Source organism: Roseomonas acroporae (assembly GCF_023223525.1).
GTDB lineage: Bacteria > Pseudomonadota > Alphaproteobacteria > Acetobacterales > Acetobacteraceae > Roseomonas_E > Roseomonas_E acroporae.
Genome location: NZ_JALPRX010000057.1, coordinates 40,737 through 62,310 on the forward strand (window position 1 = coordinate 40,737; position 21,574 = coordinate 62,310).

A 21,574-nucleotide genomic window follows, 5' to 3' on the forward strand; every position below is an offset into this window, starting at 1 on the left:
GCAGGTTGCCTGTATACGCCGCTCCCCGGCGCACGTCTCTCCCGACGCGCCACCCGTCGATCCCGCGAGCGCCGCCGGCGGCCGCCGCCGCGAGGCGGAAGGGCGCGACCGCCGGGCGGCCGGCGCCGGCCTTCCCGGCGCGGCGCGGCATCGACCGCCGGCGTGCCTCTTTGTCGCGCCGATCCCTGGCGCGCCGATCCCCGCCGCGCCGATCCCTGGCGCCGATCCCCGGGCGGCGCACGCCGCGGCGCCGCGGCCTCAGCGCGCCGCGGCGCGCTGCCGGGCGGCCGCCCAGCCCATCCGGGTCGAGCGGTGGTTGGCGTGGCAGATCGCCACCGCCAGCGCGTCCGCCGCGTCGGCACGCAGGAGGCGGGCGCCCGGCAGCAGGTGGCGCACCATGGCCGCCACCTGCACCTTCTCGGCATGGCCGTTGCCAACCACGGCGCGCTTGACCTCCATCGCCTGGTACTCGGCGACCTCGATGCCGAACAGGGCGGGCGCGAGCATCACCACGCCGCGCGCCTGGCCGAGCTTGAGCGCGGCGGCCGGGTTCTTGTTGACGTAGGTGTGCTCCACCGCCGCCTCGTCCGGCCGCCACGCCTCCAGCAGCGTCGCCAGCGCCCGGTGGAGCTGCGTCAGCCGGGTGGAGAGGGGCAGGTCGGCCTCGGTGGAGACCACCCCGTCGGCGAGGTGGCGCAGCCGGCTGCCGGCGCTCTCCAGCACGCCCCAGCCCGTGTGCTGCAGGCCGGGATCGAGGCCGAGGATGCGCACCGGCCGCGCCGCCACGCCCGGCAGGGAGCCGGGAGGCGCCATGGCACCGGGCGGGACGGCGCGCACGCGGCTCAGGCCGAGAGCCGCTCGGCCACGGCCTCCGAGACCTCGAAATTGGCGTAGACGTTCTGCACGTCGTCGTGGTCGTCGAGGATGTCGAGCAGCTTCAGCACGCCCTTGGCCTGCTCCTCGTCGAGCGCCACGGTGGCGTTGGGGCGCCATTCGAGCCTCGCGCTCTCGGCCGCGCCGAATTTCTCCTCCAGCGCGTCGCGCACGGCGAACAGGTCCTCCACGGCGGTGCGGATCTCGTGCCCGTCCTCGTCGTCGCTCTCCACGTCGGCGGCGCCGGCCTCGATCGCGGCCTCCAGCATGGCGTCCTCGCCGGCGACGGCGAAGGGGTAGCGGATCACGCCCTGCCGCTCGAACTGGAACGCCACCGAGCCGGTCTCGCCCAGCGCCCCCCCGTGCTTGGCGAAGGCCGAGCGCAGATCGGAGGCGGTGCGGTTGCGGTTGTCGGTCAGGCTCTCGACGATGACGGCGACGCCGGCGGGGCCGTAGCCCTCGTAGCGCACCTCCTCGTAATTCTCGCCCTCGGCGCCGGCGGCGGCGCGCTTGATGGCGCGGTCCACCGTGTCGCGCGGCATGTTGGCGACGAGGGCCGCCTTCACGGCGGCGCGCAGGCGCGGGTTGTGGGCGGGGTCCGGCAGGCCGAGCTTGGCCGAGACCGTGATCTCGCGGATCAGCTTGCCGAAGGCACGCGCCTTCTTGACGCTCTGCGCACCCTTGCGGTGCATGATGTTCTTGGCGTGCGAGTGCCCAGCCATGGGGTCTGCTGCTCCGGGAAGCGGGTGTTTCAGGTCAGCGACATGCCCCAGCGGCGACGCCGCTTCAACTCCAACCGGCGCGGGAAGGCCATGCCGGGGCGTCCTTCTCCCGTTCCCCGCCACCGGATCTCCGCTCCCCGGTCTGCATGGCCGGACGGGAACGGCGCGCCGGGGCTGCGGCCCCGGCCGGTCCGGCGGGCACCGCCACGCCACGCGACCTGGCGGCCCTGCCCGGTCCGCCGGGCCGCGCGGCGCGCTTCCATGGCCGGCGCCCCCGGCCCACCGGCGGATTCGCCCCCGGCCGGGCACCGCGACCGGGGCCGAGATCCGGGCCGTGGCGGAAGCGGAGGCGGAGAACGCCTCGCGGTCCGGCAGGGGAGGCCCGGTTTGCCACGCCGGGCTGGCGCCGCTCCGTTTCGCAGTTGCGTGATGGCCATTCCTCGCAACTGCGTGATAGAAGGGTCCGCGTCGCGGGCACGCCGGTGCCGGGGCTCCGGCGGTCCCGGCCGGAACCGCCGCCGCGACCCGCCACGGCCGATCCGCGGACCGGGGCAGCGCCGCGCCCTCGGACCCGGGGCATTCGAGAGAGGGGCTCGATCCCGGATTGCCCTCCCCGCTCCCGCCCGCGACCCCGGCCACCGACAGCCGGGTCGATGTCCGCCCCCCTCGCCCCCGGTGCCATTGCCGCATGGCCCCGACGTCCAGAAACCTGCGCGCAGGAGAAGATCCGATGCCGGCTGGCCCAGGCCACCACCCGTCCCGGACGCGAACCGGTACCGGCGGCGAACGCTTCCGTGGCTGATCCCTCGGGCCACGCGCCGGCCGCCGGCGCCGCGAACGGCATGGGCGCGCCGGGGTCGGGGCGGGACGCGGCGTCGCCGGTCCTCTCCGTGCTGGCCCCGGTCGGCTACCCCTGGCAGTTCAACGGGCCGCGCCGCTCCCGGCACCGGATCGACAACCGCCTGTTCGTGCCGGTGAACAAGCTCTCGACTCGCTACGAGGGCGTGACGATGCTGAACCCGTGGCCGCCGCGGCGCTTCGACCTGCTGCACGGCTTCAACCGCATCCCCCTCACCCGCCTGCCCTTCATCCTCGGCTTCGAATCCCACCTGCCCCGCGCCTTCGGGATGGAGGGAAGCGGCTACTGGAACCGGCTGGTGGACCGCCTCGCCTCGCCGCAGTGCCGCGCCATCGTCGCGATCTCGGAACGCGCACGCCGGGTCTTCCTCGACCAGCACCGCGACGATCCGCGCCTGGAGGCGCTGCGCGCGAAGCTGATCGTCCGCTATCCGAACATGCCCGTCCCGGCCATCGAGGACCGGCTGGCCGGGGAGCAGCCAGGGGAGCGACCAGGAGAGCAGCCGGAGACGATGCGGCTGCTCTTCGTCGGCAGCCACTTCGCGCGCAAGGGCGGCTGCGTCGCCGTCCGGATCGCCGAGATGGCGCGGGAGCGCGGGCTGCCGATCGAGGTGACGGTGATCTCGAAGCTCGAGGTCGGCGCCTGCAGCTGGACCGACCCCACGAACCAGGACTTCTACAAGCCCTACTTCGAACTGCTGAAGGCGCCCAACGTCGTCTTCCACCAGGGGCTGCCCAACGCGGCGGTGCTGCAGGCGCTGCAGCGCTCGCACTTCTCGCTGCTGCCGACCTTCAGCGACACCTTCGGCTTCAGCGCGATCGAGGCGATGATGAACTTCGCCCCCGTGCTCGGGACGCGGCAGGGCGCGCTGCCGGAATTCATCACCGACGGCGAGAACGGCCTGCTGCTCGACCTGCCGCTCGACCACCTCGACGAATGGGTCCACTCCTCCTCGCGCGAGCGCGGCACCGCCGCCTTCGAGCGCATGTTCCGCGACGAGGTGACGCGGCTGGCCGAGGCTTCGCTGGCCAGGCTGCTGCCGCTCTGGGAGGACCAGCCACGCCTGCACGCCATGCGGCGCGCGGCGCGCGAGACCTCCACCCGCCTGTTCGACGCGGATGCGGCCAGCCGCTTCTGGGACGACTTCTACGTCGAGGCGCTGCGCCGGCCCCTGCAGGTGTCGTCGGCGGGGTCCGCGGCGTCCGGCTGGCAGGCCGCCTGAGGGCGGGGCCGGCGCGGGCGACCGCGAAGGCCGCCCCCAAAGGCCGGCCCCCGCCGCCCTCCCGCAACGGCGGCCCGTCAGGCCGCCGGCATCGCCTGGGACAGCCGCCCGCCCACCCGCAGCGGCTCGATGCGGCGGGCGAGGCCGGTGGCGTCGTCCGTCTCCACCAGCACGCCGCACACCGTGGCCTCGCCCTCGGCGGGGGCGAGCCGCTCGCCCGGCATCTTGCGCCAGAAGCGCAGCGCGGCCCCGCCCTTCTGCATGCCGATCACGCTGTCGTAGTCGCCGCACATGCCGGCATCGGTCATGTAGGCGGTGCCGTCGGGCAGGATCTGGTGGTCGGCCGAGGGGGTGTGGGTATGGGTGCCCACCACCAGGCTCACCTTGCCGTCGAAGCTGTGGCCGAAGGCCATCTTCTCGCTGCTGGCCTCGGCATGGAAATCCACCAGCGCGGCGTGGATGGTGCCGCCCGCGCCCATGCGGTGGCGCGCCAGCTCGGCCTGGACGGCGCGGAACGGATCGTCGAGCGGATCCATGAACAGCCGCCCCATGGCGTTGACCACCAGGGCGCGCCGGCCGCCCGGCAGGTCGAGCACCGTGGCGCCGCGCCCCGGCGTGCCGGGCGGGAAGTTGATCGGCCGCAGCAGGCGCGGCTCCTGGTCCAGGTAGGGGATGATCTCCCGGCGGTCCCAGGCATGGTTGCCGAGCGTCAGCGCGTCGGCGCCCGCCGCCAGGAAGCCGCGCGCCATGTCGGGCGCGAGGCCGAAGCCGTGGCTGGCGTTCTCGGCGTTCACCACCACGAGGTCCGGCGCCAGCGCCGCGCGCAGCGCCGGCAGCCGCGCCATCACCGCGTCACGGCCGGAACGGCCCACCACGTCGCCCAGGAACAGCAGCTTCACCCGATTTCCCCGCAGGTCACGATGCCACGCTCGGTGGCGATGCGCGGCAGGCGGAAATCCTCCGGCCCCGCCGGCACCTCCGCCATCTCCTGCCCCGCATGCGCGACGCCGAGCGGCACGGCGCCGGGCAGCAGCGGCAGCGTGCGGTCGTAGTAGCCGCCGCCGTAGCCGAGCCGCCGGCCCGCGCGGTCGAAGGCCAGCAGCGGCACCAGCAGCCAGTCCGGCCGCATCGCCTCGCCCGCCGCCGGCTGGCGCGTGCCGAGCGGGCCGCGCGCCAGCGCCTCGCCGGGGCGCCAGCGGCGGAAGCCGAGCGGCTGGCCGCGCGGCGGCGTCACCGGCAGGGCGATCGCGTAGCCGCGCGCCGCCAGCACCTCCAGCAGGGGCCGCGGGTCGATCTCGTCGCCCATCGGCCAGAAGCCGCCGATCACGGCGCCGGCCGGTGGCGGGGCCTCGCGCAGCACGTGGGCGGCGAGGCGCGCGCCGTGCGCCGGGTCCGCCGCGGCGGCACGGGCGGCGAGCGCGGCGCGGCGCGCCCCGGCCTTCAGCGAGTGGAGATCCGGAATGCCGGGATCCGGAATGCCGGGATCCGGGATACTGGGCGCGTCGGCCGGCGGGCCGGCGGCGCTGCCGGGAAAGGGGTGCGGAGCCGCCATGGCCGTTGGCGTTCTATCCTCCCAAGGCCTGCTAACGCAGGTGGGCGCCGGATACCCGGACCACGATCCGGGCAGCGCCAGCTCCCGGAGGACGCTTATTGGCCCTGGGGATACGATGCCTGACGCACCTGGCAGCTCCGCCCTGCAAAGCTAGGGATGCTCGAGCGTCTGGGCAATGCCCTCGATGCGTTCGGCGATTCGCGACAGCCGGTCGGCGAGGCCGGCATCGGCGGCCGGGCGCGGCAGCGGCGGCTGGCCGGCACGGGCGCGCTCCACGTCCACGCGCAGGTCGTGCACGTCGTCGGCCAGCAGCAGGGCGGCGAGCAGCAGCAGCCGCGCCTCGCCGAACTGCCCGCCCATCGCCTTGACCTTGCCGACCTTGATCTCGACCTCGGCGGCGAGCTGGAGCAGGTGCTGCTCCTGCCCGTCCTCGCAGCTCACCGGATGGCTGTAGCCGTTGACGCGGACCGTGACCTGACCCATGCGGCCCCCCTATCGCCTCTCGTCGTGGAAGCCGCTGCCGCCATAGGCGGTGTCGGGCGCCCCGCCGCCGGAAGCGCCGCCGTCCGGCCCGCCGTCGGACGAGCGGTAGGGCGGGTATCCCTGCACCGGCCAGCTGCCGGGCTGCTGCGGCGCATCGTCCGGTCCTGGTCCCGCTGGCGGCGGATCGGACGGCGACGGCTCATCGCCCGTGTCGAAGCGCGGCAGCGCGGCGTGCGGCGCCTCGCCGGGGCCCGGTCCTTCCGGCTCCGCCACCGGGGGCGCCACCGGGGACGCCATGTCGTCCGGCGCGCCGCCGGCCGGCCGCGCCATGGCGGCCTCGTCGGTCAGCGCCGCCTCGCCCAGCACGTTGCGCAGCTTGCCGATGGTGGCGTCCAGCCGCTCGGCTAGGGCCGTGATCGCGGCATGCGAGGAGACCGCGCCCATGGCGGCATCCTGGCGCGCTTCCGAGAGCTCCCGCAGCCGGTCCGAGGCCAGCCGGGCGAGGCGCTCCACGGCCGCTTCCAGCCTCGCCGCCGCCAGGCTGAGGGGGTCCGTACCGCTCTCACTCATCGTCCCGTCGAACACCCTTCGCGGCCTGGCGGCCCGGGCAGCGGCGCGCGCTGCAAGGCGCATTGCGTAACCCTGCCCGGGCGTGCTGGAACCCTTTGCACGCAAGGGGTGGAAGGGTCAACGGTGCGCACGCCTGCCATCAGGGTGCACGGGCTCGGCCAGGCGCGCGCGGCGCTCGCGGCGCTGCTGGCGCGCCGGCCGGCGGCCGGCATGGCGGCGGGGATGCATGCCCGGGCAGGGACCGGCGCGGCGCCGGCTGGCGGGGAGGCCGGCGGAGAGAAGGCCGGCGCAGGGGAGGCCGGCGCAGGGGGGGCCGGGGCGAACGCCGTGCCGCCGCCGGCGATGCTGGTCCTGCTTTCCGCGCCGGGTGCCGCCGGCTACGCCGGTGGCCGCTGGTTCCTGCGCCTCGCGGCGCTGGCGGCAGCGGCGGAGCGGCATGCCTGCCTCTGGCCCTCGGCGGACCCGGGCCGCGTGACGGTGCGCCCGGTGCTCGATTGCGGCGATGCCCCCGGCGACGCGCTGGCGGCGCTGGCGGCCGGGGCCGACGCGCTGGTGCTGGACCCGGCCTGCGCGGCATTCCCGGCGGTGGCGGCGGCGGCGCGGGCGGCGGGGGCCGTGCTCTGGACGGCGCCGCCGCCGGCGCTCGACCTCGGCGGGCTGGACCTGGCGCGGCCGGGCGGGCAGGCTCGGCTCGCGGCCTGGGCGGACGCCGCGTGGCCCGGCGCCATTTCGCAGCGAAACCGAAACGATCCTTCGCAGCAGCGAAGAGTGACAGCAACGTCACTCTCGGCTAAGACGTCGGACCAGTAACGCCCACCGACATCAGAGGTGCCGATCCATGCAGTTGACGCCGCGCGTGAAGGAGATCCTCTCCTGGTACGAAAGCGACAATCCCGGCACCAAGGCGAATCTCGCCCGCATCCTGATGGAGGGCAAGCTCGGCGGCACCGGCCGGCTGGTGATCCTGCCCGTGGACCAGGGCTTCGAGCACGGCCCGGCCCGCTCCTTCGCGCCGAACCCCGCCGCCTATGACCCGCGCTACCACTTCGAGCTGGCGATCGAGGCCGGGCTTTCCGCCTACGCCGCGCCGCTCGGCATGATCGAGGCGGGCGCCGCGACCTTCGCCGGCGCCATCCCGACCATCCTCAAGGTCAACAGCTCGAACAGCCTCGCCACCACCAAGGACCAGGCCGTCACCGGCTCGGTCCAGGACGCGCTGCGGCTCGGCTGCTCGGCGATCGGCTTCACCATCTACCCGGCCTCCGAGTACGGCTTCGAGCTGATGGAGGAGCTGCGCGACCTCGCCGAGGAGGCCAAGGCGGCCGGCCTCGCCGTGGTGGTGTGGAGCTACCCGCGCGGCCCGATGCTGGACAAGACCGGCGAGACCGCGCTCGACATCTGCGCCTACGCCGCGCACATGGCGGCGCTGCTCGGCGCCCACATCATCAAGGTGAAGCCGCCGACCGCCGCGATCTCGCTCGACGCCGCGAAGAAGACCTACGAGAAGTACCCGGTGCCGGGCATCGACACGCTGTCGGGCCGCATCAAGCACGTGGTGCAGGCCTGCTTCGGCGGCCGCCGCCTCGTCGTCTTCTCGGGCGGCGAGGCCGGCACCACCGAGAGCATGATCGACATGGCCAAGGGCATCCACGAGGGCGGCGGCAACGGCTCGATCATCGGCCGCAACACCTTCCAGCGCCCCAAGGCCGAGGCGCTGGCGCTGCTCGAGAGCATCATCGGCGTCTACAAGGCCTGAGCCGGCAGGGTCCGGGAAGGGGCGGCGCGCGCATGGCCGGTCGTTCCGGGGGCGCGCGCCCCGAGGCCGGGCGGGAGGAGGAGGGGGGCTGCCGCCTCTACCTCGTCACCCCGCCGGCGCTCGACCCAGCCGCCTTCGCGCCGCTGCTCGCGTCGGCGCTGGACGCGGGCGACGTCGCCGCGCTGCAATTGCGGCTGAAGGACGCGCCGGACGACGCGATCCGGCGCGCCGTCGATTCGCTGCTGCCGGTCGCGCAGTCGCGCGGCGTCGCCTTCCTGCTCAACGACCGCGCCGACCTCGCCGCCGAGCTGGGCTGCGACGGTGCGCATCTCGGCCAGGGCGACGGCGACCATGCCGCGGCGCGCCGGCTGCTCGGGCCGGAACGCACCCTCGGCATCACCTGCCACGACAGCCGCCACCTCGCCATGGAAGCCGGCGAGCTGGGCGCCGACTACGTCGCCTTCGGCGCCTTCTTCCCCACCGCCACCAAGGAGGCGGCCTTCCGCGCCGACCCCGAGCTGCTGCGCTGGTGGTCGGCGCTGTTCGAGCTGCCCTGCGTCGCGATCGGCGGCATCACGGCCGCCAATTGCGCGCCGCTGGTGCAGGCCGGCGCCGATTTCCTCGCCGTGGTGGGCGCGGTATGGAACCACCCGGACGGGCCGGCGGCCGGCGTCCGCGCCATGAACGCGGCGATCGCGGCGGCGCGGCCGGGCTGACGCCGCCGCCATCGCGGCGAAGGGTGACAGCGTGGACATCGCCTTCGGACTGTTCCTGACCTTCCTGCTGGTGGTGGCCAGCGTGGTCATCTCGCTCACCGAGATCTCCTTCGCGGCGGCGCGCGAGCCGCGCCTGCGGGCGCTGGCCGAGCAGGGCGACGGGCGGGTCGGCCGCGTCATCGCGCTGCGGCGGCAGTCCGCCGACGTGGTGACGGCGATCCAGATCTGCCTCAACGCCGTCGGCGTGCTCGGCGGCGTGGTGGGCGAGGGCATGCTCGCCCCGCCCCTCACCGCCGCGCTGATGGCGATCGGCCTCGGCGAGCGCACCGCCGGCACCGCCGGTTCCGTCCTCTCCTTCCTGCTCGTCACCGTGCTGTTCGTGCTGCTGGCCGACCTCGTGCCGAAGCGCATCGCCCTGCAGTCGCCCGAGCGGGTGGTGCTGGCGGTGAGCTGGTTCCCGGCGCTGGCGGTACGGCTGCTGCGGCCGCTGGTGCGCGTCTTCGGCTGGATGGCGGACGGGCTGATGCGCGCCCTCGGCCAGCCCACCACCTCGCCGGCCGAGCTGGTGACGGCCGAGGAACTGCGCGCCACCCTGGCCGCCAGCCTCTCCTCCGGCGCGCTGGACGAGGGCGAGCACCGGCTGATCGAGAACGTGCTGGCGCTGCGCGAGCGGCGCGCCAGTTCCGCGATGACGCCGCGCGACGAGGTGGTCTACCTAGACCTCAAGGAGCCGCCCGAGGTCTGGCAGGACAAGGTCCGCCGCCATCCCTATTCCCGCTACCCGGTCTGCGACGGCGGGCTCGACCACGTGCTCGGCCTCGCCCGCGCCGAGGACGTGCTGGCCGCCGTGCTGAACGACGGCCCCGGCGCCATCGACCCGGCGAAGCTGCGCCGCGACGCGCCGGTGGTGCCGGATTCGCTCGACCTGTGGGAGGTGCTGGCCCAGTTCGAGGCGCAGAAGGCCGGCTTCGCCGTGGTGGTCAGCGAGTACGCCGTGGTGGTCGGCGTCATCACCTACAAGGACGTGATGGCGGTGCTGGTGGGCGGCCTCGCCGACCCGTTCGAGGAGCCCGCCATCCTCCAGCGCGACGCCAATTCCTGGCTGGTGGACGGCATCGCGCCGATGGGCGAGGTGGCGCAGGTGCTGGGCATCGACCTCGCCGAGGATGCCGGCCCCTACGAGACGGCCGGCGGCTTCGTGATGCACCGCCTTCGCCGCGTGCCGCGCAAGGCGGACAGGGTGGAGGCGGCGGGCTTCACCTTCGAGGTGGTGGACGTGGAGGGCTTCCGGGTGAACCAGCTCCTCGTCACCCGCAAGGCGCCGGCGCCGGAGGGGGACTGACCGGCAGGCAGGCGGGGCGGGGAGGGCGTTGCCCTCCCCGGACCCCACCCACCAGGAACCTCAGCTTCCTGGACCTCCGCCGGCGTTGGGCCTCGCGGGTTCAACCATCCTGATCGAACATCGAACGGGAGGAGCCGGGGGGCTTCGCCCCCGGCGGGGATCACAAGGGGCGGCGCCCCCAAGGATCCCTTGGGCGCAGTCCGGGGCGAAGCCCCGGTCCTGGCAGCGCACCTTGCATCCCATCCCGGAACCGCCAGACTCTCCCGGCACAGCCCGGAGCACCGCCATGGCCACGCCCCTGAACGTCGTCACCCTCTGCGGCAGCCTGCGCCGCGGCTCCTACAACGCCGCCATCGCCCGCACCCTGCCGGAGCTGGCGCCCGAAGGGATGCGCATCACCGCGCTGGAGGGGCTGGGCGAGTTCCCGCTCTACGATGCCGACCTCCAGGCCGAGGGCTTCCCCGCCGCCGTCACCGCGATGGGCGAGGCGGTGCGCGCGGCGGACGGCGTCATCTTCGTCACGCCCGAGTACAACTACTCCGTCCCCGGCGTGCTGAAGAACGGCATCGACTGGCTCTCGCGCCTCTCCCCGCCGCCCTTCGCGGGCAAGCCGGTGGCGATCCAGTCCGCCTCGATGGGCGTGCTCGGCGGCTCGCGCGCGCAGTACCACCTGCGCCAGACGCTGGTCTTCCTCGACGCGCTGGCGCTGAACAAGCCCGAGGTGTTCGTGGGCGCGGCGCAGACCAAGGTGACCGACGGCCGGCTGACCGAGGCCGGCACGCGCGAGTTCATCGGCACGCAGCTCAAGGCCTTCGCCGAATTCATCGCCCGCGTCGGCGGGAAGTAGCGCCGCCTGGACGAGCTCCGCTTCCACCGCGCGCTGCACCGGCCGGGCACGATCCTCGATGTCGGCGCCCATGACGGCGCCTTCACCCTGCCCTTCGCCGAGCTGCCCGGCACGCGCGTCCTGGCCTGCGAGCCGCTGGCCGCCGCCCATGCGCGCCTGCGCGCGGCGGTGATCGCGCGCTTCGGCACGGTGCCGGCGCATGTGTCGCTGCACCGCGCGGCGCTCGGCGACCGCGAGGGCGAGGCGGTGCTGGCCGTGCCGCTGCTGGGCGCGGCGCCGCAGGAGCAGTGGGCCTCGATCGTGAAGGACTACGCGGGCTGGCCGGGCGTCGGCACGGCGCGCGAGACGGTGCCGCTGCGCCGCGTGGACGGGCTCGGCCTCGACGACCTCTCGGCGGTCAAGCTCGATGCCGAGGGTGCCGAGTACGAGGTGCTGCGCGGCGCCCGCGAGACGCTGCTGCGCTGCCGCCCCGTGCTTTCCGTGGAGATCGAGGAGCGCCACCGCCCCGGCAGCACCTGGGCGGTGCCGGCCTATCTCGACGCGCTGGGCTATGACGGCTTCTTCGAGCTGCACGGTGCCTGGCGCCCCATGGCCGGGCTCGACCGCGCGACGATGCATCGCGCCTCGCCGGACCCCTCGGCCTTCGCGGCGTCCGACCCCTACGTCTTCACCTTCGCCTTCCTGCCGCGCGAGGCGGCCGCCGGCATGCTCGGCCGGCTGCGCGACGGCTGACGCCGGGGCGGACGCCCCCCGGCGATGGCCCCGTCCCCGCGCGGCCCGCCGGCATGGCGGCCCGTCCCCGGCACGGCGCCGGTCGTCGCGGTGCCCGTCGTCATGGTGCCAGTTGTCATGGTGCTCGTTGTCATGGTGCCCGTCTGGGCGGCGGCCTTGCTCACCCCTCCCGCCGGGAGAGGCGCATCGGCAGGCCCGGCGCCGGCCGCAGCGTCACGCGCAAGCGCAGCGCGGGCGAGAACCCCGGCGGCGGCGAGAGGCGCGCCGCCGGCAGCAGCGTCGCCAGGATCGCCACGGCCTCCAGCATGGCGAAGCCGGCGCCGATGCAGAGGCGCGGCCCGCCGCCGAAGGGCAGGTAGGCGAAGCGGTGCCGCGCGGCCGCCGCCGCGGCCGCGAAACGGTCCGGGTCGAAGCGGTCGGGGTCGTCCCAGAGGGCGCGGTGCCGGTGCAGCGCGTAGATCGGCACGAACACCGGCGTGCCGGGGGCGACCGCCTCCCCGCCGATCCGCACCGGCCGGTCGGCCGTGCGCGTCAGCACCGCCGCCGGCGGATAGAGGCGCATGGATTCCTGCAGCACCTGCCGCGTGTAGGCCAGCCGGTCGAGGTGCTCCGGCAGCAGGGCGCCGCCGCCGGTGACGGCGGCGATCTCGGCCAGCACGCGCGCCTCCGCCCCGGGATGGCGGGCGAGCAGGAACAGCGTCCAGCACAGCGCCAGCGCCGTGGTCTCGTGCCCGGCCGTGACGAAGGTGACGAGGTTGTCCACCACGTCGCGGTCGGCCAGCGCCCGCCCGGTCTCCGGGTCGCGCGCGCGCAGCAGCAGGCCGAGCAGGTCGTCCCGCCCCGCCCCCGCGCCTGCCTCGGCCCGCGCCCGGCGCGCCGCGACCAGCCGCCCCAGCACGCCGCGCAGGTACCGCCGCGCCCGGCGCGCGCGGAGTCGGCCGGGATAGGGCGTCCATTCCGGCGCGCCGAGCAGCGAGAGCGCCACCACCCAGCCCACCGGATCGAGGCTCGCCTTCAGCCCCGCCGCGACGCGCGCCGGGTCGATCCGGTCGGCGCCGTCCAGCCCCTCGCCGGAGAGCATGGTCTCGACGATGATGGCGAAGGTCAGCCGTGCCATCTCCTCGGTCAGCTCGACCTCGGTGCCATCCGGCAGGGCGCGCCAGCGCGCGGCGGCGGCCCCGGCCGCGGCCAGCATGGCGGGCACGAAGCCGCGCAGCCGGTCGGGGCGGAACACCGGCGCCACGGCGCGCCGCTGCCAGCGCCAGCGCTCGCCGTCGGCGGTCAGCAGCGCCTCGCCCAGCGCCGGGCGCAGCGCGCGCAGCATCGCCTCGGACTTCACGAAGGCGTCCGCCTCGTCCAGCAGCACCTGCTGCACCAGCGGCGGCGAGAGCACGAAGACCCGCTCCCGCCCCAGCGTGGCGATGCGGACCAGCTCCTTCTCGTAGACCTCGGCGGGCCAGGCCTCGATCGGGTTGCGCACCAGGGTCCGCAGCAGGCGCGGCCCGTCCGGCGGGCGGACGGGCGGCACGATGCGCGGCAGGTCGGGCGGCGCGTCGCCGGCCGCGACCGATCCCGGTGCCGCCGATCCCGATGCCGCCGATCCCGATGCCGCCGATCCCGCCTGCGCGTCCTTGGCCGGCATGATCGTTGCGTCGTCGGCCATCTGCCCCCCCGTCCGGCCGCGCCGGCCGGCTGTCGCGGAATCATCACATGCGCGCCCGGTCCGCGCCCGCTACAGCAGCCTCGCGCCGCGCCGCCTCGCCGTCACCCCGGAAAGCCGCGCGAGGCCGGGCCGGCCCGCGGCCGCTGGCGGGACGGCCGGGCCGCCGTGACGGCCGCGTGCGCCAGCCCCTGCTCCGGTCCCCTGCCCGACGCCGCCCGGGCCGGGCTCCGCGCGGGGCGCTATCCTGCGCCGGCCCCGCGGATTCGCGGGCGATGCGGGGCCGCCCCCTCCACGCCGCCGCGCCCGGGAACGACATGCGCTTCATCGAGACCTTCTCCCTCTGGTCCTACCTCGACAGCGCGGTCAGCCTGCTCGCCGCCTTCCTCTGCGGCACGCTGATCGGCGCGGAGCGGCAGTACCGGCAGCGCACGGCGGGGCTGCGCACCAACGCGCTGGTGGCGCTCGGCGCCGCGGCCTTCGTCGACCTCGCCGTGCGCGTCGCGGGCGCGGTCGAGGCGACGCGGGTGATCTCCTACGTGGTGTCCGGCATCGGCTTCCTCGGCGCCGGCGTCATCATGAAGGAGGGGATGAACGTGCGCGGCCTCAACACCGCCGCGACCCTCTGGTGCTCGGCCGCCGTCGGCGCCTGCGCGGGCGCCGACATGGTGGCCGAGGGCGTGCTGCTCACCGTCTTCGTGCTGGCCGGCAACACGGCGCTGCGGCCGCTGGTGAACGCGATCAACCGCATCCCGCTCGACGAGCGCTACGCCGAGGTGAACTACGAGGTGCGCGCCACCGTGACGGAGGAGCGGCTGGAGGAGACGCGCGACCGGATGGTGGCGCTGCTCAGGCGCGCCCGGTACCAGGCCAGCGACGTCGAGGTGGAGGAGCGCGGCGGGGACGAGTCGGAGATCGTCGCGACGCTGGTCAACACGGCGGTGCAGCCGCGCGAGCTGGAAGGCGTGATCGCCGGGCTGCGCGCCCTGCCGGGCGTCTCGCATGCGAGCTGGGGGTGCTGCACGACGGGCTGACCAGGGCCGGGGCGCCGCTCCGGGCCCCGGCAAGGGGCCGTGCCCCTTGCAGCCCCGCCGGAGGGCGAGGCCCCTTCGGCAACCCCGTCCGGATCCGGGCCCCGGCGGATGGATCCCCAGGGAGGGCGGCGCCCTCCCCGGTGGCAAGGCGGATCCGGGGAGCAGAGCGCCGGTTCAGCCCAGTTCCTGCCGCACCAGGTTCACCCAGTAGGCGACGCCGGTGGTCAGGATCGCGTCGTTGAAGTCGTAGCGCGGCGTGTGCAGGCCGTGCGACTCGGGGCCGGCGCCGTTGCCCAGGAACACCATCGCGCCGGGGCGGCGCTGGAGCATGAAGGCGAAGTCCTCGGAGGCCATGATCGGCACCGACGCCGCGTCCACGGCGCCGGCGCCGACCGTCTCCGTGGCGGCCGCGGCGGCGGCGGCGGTCGCCGCGGGGTCGTTCACCAGGGGCGGATAGCGGCGCTCGTATTCCACCTCGGCGGTGCAGCCGGCGGCCATCGAGACCCCGAGGGCCAGCGCGCGCAGCCGGTGCTCCAGCAGCGACCGCACCGGCTCGGTGTAGGAGCGCGCCGTGCCGGCGACGCGGACATCGGCCGGGATCACGTTGGTCGAGCGCAGGTCGCCGCCGCCGACATGGCCGACGCTCAGCACCGCGCTCTCCAGCGCCGACACGTTGCGGCCGACGATGCCCTGCAGGCCGAGCACGAACTGCGCCATGGGCAGGGTGGGGTCGGTGCCGCGATGCGGCTCGGCGCCGTGGCCGCCGGTGCCGTGGAAGCGCGCCACCCAGCGGTCCGAGGCCGCCATGAAGGGGCCGGGACGCATCGCGAACCGCCCGGCCGGGATGCCGGGCATGTTGTGCAGCCCGTACACCGCCTCGCAGGGGAACTGCTCGAACAGCCCGTCCTCCAGCATCTCGCGCCCGCCGCCGAGACCCTCCTCGGCGGGCTGGAACACGAAATGGACGGTGCCGGCGAAGTCCGGGTCCGCGGCGAGCTGGCGGGCGGCGCCGAGCAGCATCGCCGTGTGCCCGTCATGCCCGCAGGCATGCATCTTCCCCGCGTTGCGCGAGGCGTGCGGCAGGCCGGTCGCCTCGGTGATGTTGAGCGCGTCCATGTCGGCGCGCAGCCCGATGGCGCGGCCGGCCCGGTTGCCGCCGCTCCCGTTCCCGTCCGGGGCGCGCCGGCCGGTGAGCGTGCCGACCACCCCGGTCCGCCCCAGGCCGCGATGCACCGCGATGCCCCACTCCGCCAGCTTCGACGCCACCAGGGCCGAGGTGCGGTGCTCCTCGAAGCCGGTCTCGGGGTGCGCGTGGATGTCGTGCCGCAGGGCGATCAGTTCGGGCTCGGTGGCGCGGAGGGAGGCGCGTAGGTCGTCTGGCATGATGGGGGCAAGCTTGGATGCGTCGGACCGGATGGCAAGGGCACGGGAGGCGGGAACCGTAACGCCTCCGCCGCCGGCGCCGCCGTGCGCCGGCGCACGGCGCGCGGCCGGCGACATCCCCCGGGGCAGGACGGGCGGGTTCAACCGCCCCCGGGCGCGGCCGGGGGCGGCTCCGGCGGGAGCCCCCCCAAGGGAAACCCCCCAAGGGCCCCCCCCCCAGGGAAACCCCGCAGGAAACCCCGCGGGAAACTACAGCGGCAGCCAGAGCGTGTCCGACACCCGCGCGGCGCCGCTCGCCAACATGGCCAGCCGGTCGAAGCCGAGCGCGATGCCGGCGCCGGCCGGCATGCCGTGCTCCAGGGCGCGCAGGAAATCCTCGTCCACGTCCCAGCCTTCCGTGCCGTAGAGGCGGCGGCGCTCGGCCACGTCGCGGGTGAAGCGGGCACGCTGCTCGGCCGGGTCGGTCAGCTCGTCGAAGGCGTTGGCCAGCTCGACGCCGGCCGCATACAGCTCGAAGCGCAGCGCGGCGCGGGGATCGGCGGGGTCGCGCCGGGCCAGCGCCGCCTGCGGCGCGGGCCAGTGCGTCAGGAAGGTCGCGCGGTCGCGGCCGAGCTGCGGCTCCACCCGGTCGAGCAGCAGGCGGAAGAACAGGTCCTCCCAGCCTTCCTCCCCCTGGTCCTCCCCCTCGCGCGGCGGCACGCCGGCCGCGGCGGCGGCGGCGCGCAGGGCGTCGGCATCGCCCTCTCCGTCCGGCCCCACCGTCGCCAGGATGTCGAGCCCGCCGCACCAGCGCCGGAACGCCTCGGCCATGGTCACCCGCTCGAACGGCAGCGACAGGTCGGTGACGATCCCCGCATGGCCGACCCGCGCCGGGCAGACGGCGCGCACCAGCGCCTCCGTCTCGTCCATCAGCCCGGCCAGGTCGAGGCCGGGGCGGTACCATTCCAGCATGGTGAATTCCGGCGCGTGCAGCGCGGCGTCCTCGCCGTTGCGCCAGACCCGCGCCAGCTCGAAGACCGGCCCGGCGCCGGCGACCAGCAGCCGCTTCAGCGCCAGCTCGGGCGAGGTGCGAAGCCAGAGCGTGCGCGGCGGCTCGCCGTCCAGCGGCCGGTACTCGGTGCGGAAGCCCTGGAGATGCACCTCCATCCCCGGCACCGGCACCAGGCAGGGCGTCTCGACCTCGGTGTAGCCGCGCGCGGCGAGGAAGGCGCGCGTCTCGGCCAGCAGCCGGGCGCGCCGGCGCAGGAAGGGCAGCCGGGCGGCGAGGCGTTCGGGGTGCCAAGGGGGCGAGGGATGGGGAGAGGGATGGGGGGAGGGTTCGGAAGGTTGCGTCATGCGCGAGGCCATTGCGGGCGGCGGCGGCGGGGCGGTACGAGGCCGCGACCATGCCCGACGGCCCCTTCCCACGCCAGGACCGCCCCGACGCGCCCGCCCCGGCCTCCGGCGACGCCACGCCGCCCGACACGCCAGGCCGGGACGCCGCCGGGGCGCCCGATCCGGGCGCCACCCGCCCGGCATCGCCCGACGGCGCCCATGCCGCCCGCGCCGCCACCGCACCCGTCCCGCGCGATCCCCCCGCCCCGCCCGGCACACCCCCCTCCCCGCCGCGCGGCACGCCCGCGCGCACCCTGCGCGACGCCGACGCCCTGCGCGATGCCGGGCTGATCGACCCCGAGGCCCGGGCCGCCATCGCCGCCGTGGCCGAACGCTACGCCATCGCCGTCACCCCGGCCGTCGCCGCGCTGATCGACCGCGACGACCCCGCCGACCCGATCGCCCGGCAATTCGTCCCCGACCCGGCCGAGCTGCGCACCACGCCGCAGGAGCTGGCGGACCCGATCGCCGACGGCCCGCACACCCCCGTCCCCGGCGTGGTGCACCGCTACCCGGACCGCGCCCTGCTCAAGCCGCTGCTGGCCTGCCCGGTCTATTGCCGCTTCTGCTTCCGGCGCGAGGTGGTGGGCCCCGATGGCGGCGTGCTGGCGGAGCCGGCGCTGGAGGCGGCCCTGGACTGGTTCCGCCGCACCCCGCAGGTGCGCGAGGCGATCCTGACCGGCGGCGACCCGCTGATGCTCTCGCCCCGGCGCCTCGGCCACATCGTCGCGGCGCTCTCGGCCATGCCGCACATCGAGATCATCCGGATCCACAGCCGCGTGCCGGTGGCGGACCCCGCGCGCATCACCCCGGCGCTGCTCGACGCCCTCGACACCGACAAGGCGCTGTTCCTCTGCGTCCACGCCAACCACGCGCGGGAATTCTCGGCCGACGCCCGCACGGCGCTGCGGCGTCTCGCGCGCGGCGGCGTCGCGCTGCTCGGCCAGTCCGTGCTGCTGCGCGGGGTGAACGACAGCGCCGCGGCGCTGGAGGCGCTGTTCCGCGCCATGCTGGCCAGCCGCGTGAAGCCCTACTACCTGCACCAGCTCGACCGCGCCCCCGGCACCGCCCGCTTCGAGGTGCCGATCGCCGAGGGCCGCGCCCTGCTGCGCGCCCTGCGCGGCCGCGTCACCGGCCTCGCCTGGCCGACCTACGTGCTGGACCTGCCGGGGGGCGAGGGCAAGGCGCCGCTCGGGCCGGAATTCGCGGCGCGCGACGGGGCGGGCTGGGTGGTGGAAGGGCCGCTCGGCGGGGCGTGGCGCCAGGAGGATGCGCCGGGGTGAGGCGCCGCGGCGCAACGCCGCCCTCGCGGGCCGCCCCCCTCCAGCGGCCCCCCAGCGTGCCACCCCCGTGGGCGGACGCCGCGCCGCGCGGCAATGGGGACCGTCGCGAGGCGGGATCACCCGGACGGGAGTGTCCGGCCCGGCCCATGCGGCGTGGGTCTCGGAGAGCCTTCCCCCTGGCGCCCCCCTGGGCGCGGGACAGCACCCCGGACGGGTCAGCGGCCGATGCCGCGGGAATCCATCCCGCCCGGCCTCTCCCGCCCACTCGGCACCGGGCGCGAAACGGGGTCCCGGCACCCGTCCGGCGTGTCGCCATCCTGCCTGACCAACCTCGGCAGCAGCCCGAATTCCCGTCCCAGCGCCACCTCGGCGTTGCAGAAGCGCGTGGCCGAGCGCGTCTCCCGGATCGGCGCGAAACGGTCCGGCGGGGCGTCGGCCGCCCCGCCCTCCGTCCGCACCAGCCGCAGCACGAGGTAGGTGACGAAGGCGGGCCCGGCGGTGGTGGGCGCGGTGGCAGGGCCGGTGGCGGGCTCTCCCGGGGCGGCCGGGTCGCGGCTGGCGACCAGCAGCAGCGTGGCCGGCACGCCGTCCACGCGGCCGCGCGCGAAGCGGAGCGCGCGCAGCATCTCCTCGCCGCCGGGGCGCCGTCGGTCCGCGACCACGTCGAGGGAGCCGCCGGCCGCCGGTTCGTCGGGCAGGCGCGGCAGGTCGAAGCCGACCAGCGACCAGTCGGTGCCGTCCGGGCGCGAGGGCATCAGCACCATGAACACGTCGCGCGCACCGCCGCGCCTCGCCTGCACCACCTGCGCCGGTCGGCCATCCGGCGCGAAGCGCTCCACGCGGTTGACGCCGGGGCGCAGCGGAACGGGCTGGAGGGCGGACAGCACCGGCCCGGACGGCATGTCCGGCGGCGCGGCCGGCGCGGCGCCCGGCACCCCGCCCGACATCCCGCCCGACATCCCGTTGGGCATCCCGTTGGACCTCCCGGCGGGCGGGGCCTGAGCCGGCGCCATGGCCGGGGCGGCAAGGGCGAGCAGGGCGGCGAGGAGCGCTCCCCTCGCCGTGCGGCTCACGCCACCGCCGTCGGCATGCGCCGGTGCCAGTCCGTGTCGCGCTGGTAGGCGTCGGCGGCGCGCAGCACGCGGGCCTCGGCGAAGGGGCGCGCGGCCAGGGTGAGGCCGACCGGCACGCCGTTGTCGTCGAACCCGATCGGGATGCTCGCCGCGGGCAGGCCGAGATAGTTGAAGGGGCGCGTGTTGGCGGTCAGCGCCATGTGCCTGTCCCAGTGCGCGGCGAAGTCCGTCTCGAGGTCGGTCTCGGCCAGCGTCGGCACGTGGGCGCGCAGCGTCGGCACGGCGACGAGATCGGCATGGCCCATGGCCTGGGCGACGAATTCGCGCAGCACCGGGCCGCGCCGCGACAGCGCCTCGACGTAGGCATGGGCGGGAATCGCGTAGCCGGGATAGAGCCGGCCGACGAAGTGCGGCGCGTACTCGGCAACGCGCCCGCGCATCCATTCGGCATGGATGGTGGCCGCCTCGACGCGGCTGATCACGCCGCCATAGGTGGCGACGGCGTCGAGGACCGGCGCGTCCAGCCGGTGCACCTCGGCGCCGCGGTCGCGCAGCACCTGCAGGGCGCGCTCGAAGACGTGCAGGATGGCCGGCTCGGCGCCCTCCAGGAACCAGTCCACCACGGCGACGCGCTGGCCGCGCAGGTCGCCGTCCAGCGCCGCCTCGTAGTCCGGCACGGGCTCGCGCGCCGAGGTCGGGTCCTTGGGATCGTGCCCCGCGATCACCCCGAGCAGCCGGGCGCAGTCGCGCGCCGTGCGGGCGAGCGGGCCGACATTGTCGCAGGTGAAGGAGAGCGGCATCACGCCGAAGCGGGAGACGCGGGTCTGGGTCGGCTTGATGCCGGTCACGCCGCACATGGTGGCGGGCAGGCGGATGGAGCCGCCCGTGTCGGAGCCGAGCGCGCCGTAGAAGAAGCGCGCCGCGACGCCGGCGCCGGAGCCGGAGGAGGAGCCGCCGGTGCAGCGCGCCAGGTCCCACGGGTTGTGGCAGTCGCCGCGATGGTGGTTGTGGCCGGTCGGGTTGAAGGCGAACTCGGCCATGTTGAGCGTGCCGAGGTCGATGCTCCCGGCCGCGTCCAGCCGCCCGATCACGGTGGCGGTCACGGCGGGGGCGAATTCGCGCCGGATCGCCGAGCCGCAGGAGCTGACCCGGCCGGCGCGGTAGTACATGTCCTTCTGCGCCAGCGGCACGCCGTGCAGCGGGCCGAGCGGGGCGCCGGCGGCGCGGGCCTGGTCGGCGGCCGCGGCGGCTTGCAGCGCCTCGTCGCGGTCGAGCCGGATCAGCGCGTTGACGGCGCCGTCATGCGCGTCGATGCGCGCGAGGCAGGCGCGGACGAGGTCGGTCGCGGTGGCCTCGCCGGCGGCGACGGCGGCCGCGGCCTCGGTGAGGGAGAGGGCGGCGAGGTCGCCACCGGCGGGCAGGGCGTCCGTCACGGCTGCTCCTTCAGGTCGTGCAGGGCCAGCTCGAAGCCGCTCGGCTCGTCCTCGAAGGCCAGCGTGCCGTGCAGCGCCGCCAGGCCGCGCCGCATCGCCTCCAGGTCGCGCAGGGCGTGGCGCGCCATCTCGCCGGGCAGCGTGATGCCGCTCCAGCACCGGATCGCCGCCACCGTGGCGGCGACGGGGTCCGCCGCGTCCGCTGTTCCGGTCATGCCTGCCTCCTCTTCTGCCATGCCCGGCGATGCTGCCCGGCCGCGGAAAGCCCTGGCAAGGCATGGGCCAGAGCAAGGCATGGGCCAGGGCAAGGCATGGGCCAGGACCGGATCGGCCGCGCGACGACGGGCGGAACGATGGTCGGCAGGCGAGGGACGGCGCGCCCCCCGGCCGGACCGGACATGCGCCGCCAACGCGTTGCAGGGAAATCCATAAACAATACAGGAATGTTAAAATATTGAGGGCTATCCATTATTGAGATAGATTCGTGGACATATCCCGATGATTGCGTCAATTGGATCCCAGCGGGGCTCGCCAGCAAGGAACAACGATGCCGGTCGCGTTCACCATGCCGCCCGTTTCGCGGCGGTCCCCGCCAGGCCGGCGGCAGCGGGCCGGCACGGCGCCGCCGCACGGCCGCCGGAACGGATGCCCGGCCGCCCC

Annotated in this window: 21 protein-coding genes and 1 other RNA gene; 9 read left to right on the plus strand and 13 right to left on the minus strand. The window is 75.5% G+C overall.

The features are described from left to right. Window positions 1-258: 258 nt before the first annotated feature. Window positions 259-813, minus strand: a complete 555-nt coding sequence (gene ruvC, locus M0638_RS13520) for a crossover junction endodeoxyribonuclease RuvC (protein WP_282572001.1) — start codon at window positions 811-813, stop codon at window positions 259-261. 29 nt (window positions 814-842) lie between these two features. Continuing rightward, window positions 843-1,595 carry a YebC/PmpR family DNA-binding transcriptional regulator gene (locus M0638_RS13525; protein ID WP_248667525.1) on the minus strand — a complete coding sequence of 251 codons (753 nt, stop codon included), beginning with the start codon at window positions 1,593-1,595 and terminating at the stop codon, window positions 843-845. Between the two features lie 794 nt (window positions 1,596-2,389). Between M0638_RS13525 and M0638_RS29100 the strand changes: the two genes are divergently transcribed. Then, the gene (locus M0638_RS29100; RefSeq protein WP_248667526.1) at window positions 2,390-3,676 is read left to right on the plus strand and encodes a glycosyltransferase family 4 protein; all 1,287 of its coding nucleotides are present in this window, start codon (window positions 2,390-2,392) and stop codon (window positions 3,674-3,676) included. Between the two features lie 77 nt (window positions 3,677-3,753). Here the strand turns inward: M0638_RS29100 and M0638_RS13535 are convergent, their stop codons facing one another. The 5 genes from M0638_RS13535 to M0638_RS13555 form a co-directional block, all read right to left on the minus strand. Further along, entirely contained in the window at window positions 3,754-4,575 is an 822-nt protein-coding gene (locus M0638_RS13535; protein WP_248667527.1) for a TIGR00282 family metallophosphoesterase, read from the minus strand. Then, window positions 4,572-5,228 carry a 5-formyltetrahydrofolate cyclo-ligase gene (locus M0638_RS13540; RefSeq protein WP_248667528.1) on the minus strand — a complete coding sequence of 219 codons (657 nt, stop codon included), beginning with the start codon at window positions 5,226-5,228 and terminating at the stop codon, window positions 4,572-4,574. Before M0638_RS13540 ends, M0638_RS13535 begins: the two co-directional genes overlap by 4 nt. Next, a non-coding RNA gene (ssrS, locus tag M0638_RS13545) (6S RNA) lies at window positions 5,215-5,369 on the minus strand. Before ssrS ends, M0638_RS13540 begins: the two co-directional genes overlap by 14 nt. A gap of 9 nt (window positions 5,370-5,378) precedes the next feature. Further along, a complete protein-coding gene (locus M0638_RS13550) occupies window positions 5,379-5,711 on the minus strand; it encodes a cell division protein ZapA (RefSeq protein ID WP_248667529.1) in 333 nt (110 codons plus the stop codon). Between the two features lie 9 nt (window positions 5,712-5,720). Beyond that, window positions 5,721-6,281, minus strand: a complete 561-nt coding sequence (locus tag M0638_RS13555; protein ID WP_248667530.1) for a hypothetical protein — start codon at window positions 6,279-6,281, stop codon at window positions 5,721-5,723. Window positions 6,282-6,404: 123 nt separating this feature from the next. Between M0638_RS13555 and M0638_RS13560 the strand changes: the two genes are divergently transcribed. From M0638_RS13560 to M0638_RS13585, 6 genes are all read left to right on the plus strand, one after another. Next, on the plus strand, window positions 6,405-7,091 hold the full coding sequence (locus M0638_RS13560) for a hypothetical protein (protein ID WP_248667531.1): 687 nt from the start codon (window positions 6,405-6,407) through the stop codon (window positions 7,089-7,091). A gap of 28 nt (window positions 7,092-7,119) precedes the next feature. Continuing rightward, complete coding sequence (locus tag M0638_RS13565) at window positions 7,120-8,037, plus strand: class I fructose-bisphosphate aldolase (RefSeq protein WP_248667532.1); 918 nt, start codon at window positions 7,120-7,122, stop codon at window positions 8,035-8,037. A gap of 32 nt (window positions 8,038-8,069) precedes the next feature. Further along, window positions 8,070-8,753 carry a thiamine phosphate synthase gene (gene thiE, locus M0638_RS13570; protein ID WP_248667533.1) on the plus strand — a complete coding sequence of 228 codons (684 nt, stop codon included), beginning with the start codon at window positions 8,070-8,072 and terminating at the stop codon, window positions 8,751-8,753. A gap of 31 nt (window positions 8,754-8,784) precedes the next feature. After that, the gene (locus tag M0638_RS13575) at window positions 8,785-10,095 is read left to right on the plus strand and encodes a hemolysin family protein (protein ID WP_248667534.1); all 1,311 of its coding nucleotides are present in this window, start codon (window positions 8,785-8,787) and stop codon (window positions 10,093-10,095) included. A 286-nt stretch (window positions 10,096-10,381) separates the two neighbouring features. After that, the gene (locus tag M0638_RS13580) at window positions 10,382-10,942 is read left to right on the plus strand and encodes an NADPH-dependent FMN reductase (RefSeq protein WP_248667535.1); all 561 of its coding nucleotides are present in this window, start codon (window positions 10,382-10,384) and stop codon (window positions 10,940-10,942) included. Between the two features lie 51 nt (window positions 10,943-10,993). Continuing rightward, a complete protein-coding gene (locus M0638_RS13585) occupies window positions 10,994-11,674 on the plus strand; it encodes an FkbM family methyltransferase (protein WP_345893028.1) in 681 nt (226 codons plus the stop codon). A gap of 160 nt (window positions 11,675-11,834) precedes the next feature. Here the strand turns inward: M0638_RS13585 and M0638_RS13590 are convergent, their stop codons facing one another. After that, window positions 11,835-13,337: a cytochrome P450 gene (locus tag M0638_RS13590; protein ID WP_248667536.1), complete on the minus strand. Its 1,503-nt coding sequence runs from the start codon at window positions 13,335-13,337 to the stop codon at window positions 11,835-11,837. Window positions 13,338-13,609: 272 nt separating this feature from the next. On the opposite strand from M0638_RS13590, the gene M0638_RS13595 reads away from it, so the two are divergent. Further along, window positions 13,610-14,368: an MgtC/SapB family protein gene (locus tag M0638_RS13595; RefSeq protein WP_248667537.1), complete on the plus strand. Its 759-nt coding sequence runs from the start codon at window positions 13,610-13,612 to the stop codon at window positions 14,366-14,368. A gap of 174 nt (window positions 14,369-14,542) precedes the next feature. On the opposite strand, the gene M0638_RS13600 is transcribed toward M0638_RS13595, so the two are convergent. Both M0638_RS13600 and epmA read right to left on the minus strand, forming a co-directional pair. Then, window positions 14,543-15,751 (minus strand): M20 aminoacylase family protein, encoded by a 1,209-nt coding sequence (locus M0638_RS13600; protein ID WP_248667538.1) that lies wholly within the window; start codon window positions 15,749-15,751, stop codon window positions 14,543-14,545. Between the two features lie 249 nt (window positions 15,752-16,000). Continuing rightward, window positions 16,001-17,086 carry an EF-P lysine aminoacylase EpmA gene (gene epmA, locus M0638_RS13605; RefSeq protein ID WP_248667539.1) on the minus strand — a complete coding sequence of 362 codons (1,086 nt, stop codon included), beginning with the start codon at window positions 17,084-17,086 and terminating at the stop codon, window positions 16,001-16,003. A 50-nt stretch (window positions 17,087-17,136) separates the two neighbouring features. On the opposite strand from epmA, the gene M0638_RS13610 reads away from it, so the two are divergent. After that, window positions 17,137-18,408: a lysine-2,3-aminomutase-like protein gene (locus tag M0638_RS13610; protein WP_248667540.1), complete on the plus strand. Its 1,272-nt coding sequence runs from the start codon at window positions 17,137-17,139 to the stop codon at window positions 18,406-18,408. A gap of 215 nt (window positions 18,409-18,623) precedes the next feature. Here M0638_RS13610 and M0638_RS13615 read toward each other — a convergent pair whose 3' ends face one another. From M0638_RS13615 to M0638_RS13625, 3 genes are all read right to left on the minus strand, one after another. Further along, window positions 18,624-19,379: a hypothetical protein gene (locus M0638_RS13615; RefSeq protein WP_248667541.1), complete on the minus strand. Its 756-nt coding sequence runs from the start codon at window positions 19,377-19,379 to the stop codon at window positions 18,624-18,626. Window positions 19,380-19,477: 98 nt separating this feature from the next. After that, window positions 19,478-20,914, minus strand: a complete 1,437-nt coding sequence (locus M0638_RS13620; protein ID WP_248667542.1) for an amidase — start codon at window positions 20,912-20,914, stop codon at window positions 19,478-19,480. Next, window positions 20,911-21,129 (minus strand): hypothetical protein, encoded by a 219-nt coding sequence (locus M0638_RS13625; RefSeq protein WP_248667543.1) that lies wholly within the window; start codon window positions 21,127-21,129, stop codon window positions 20,911-20,913. Before M0638_RS13625 ends, M0638_RS13620 begins: the two co-directional genes overlap by 4 nt. Window positions 21,130-21,574 lie beyond the last annotated feature (445 nt).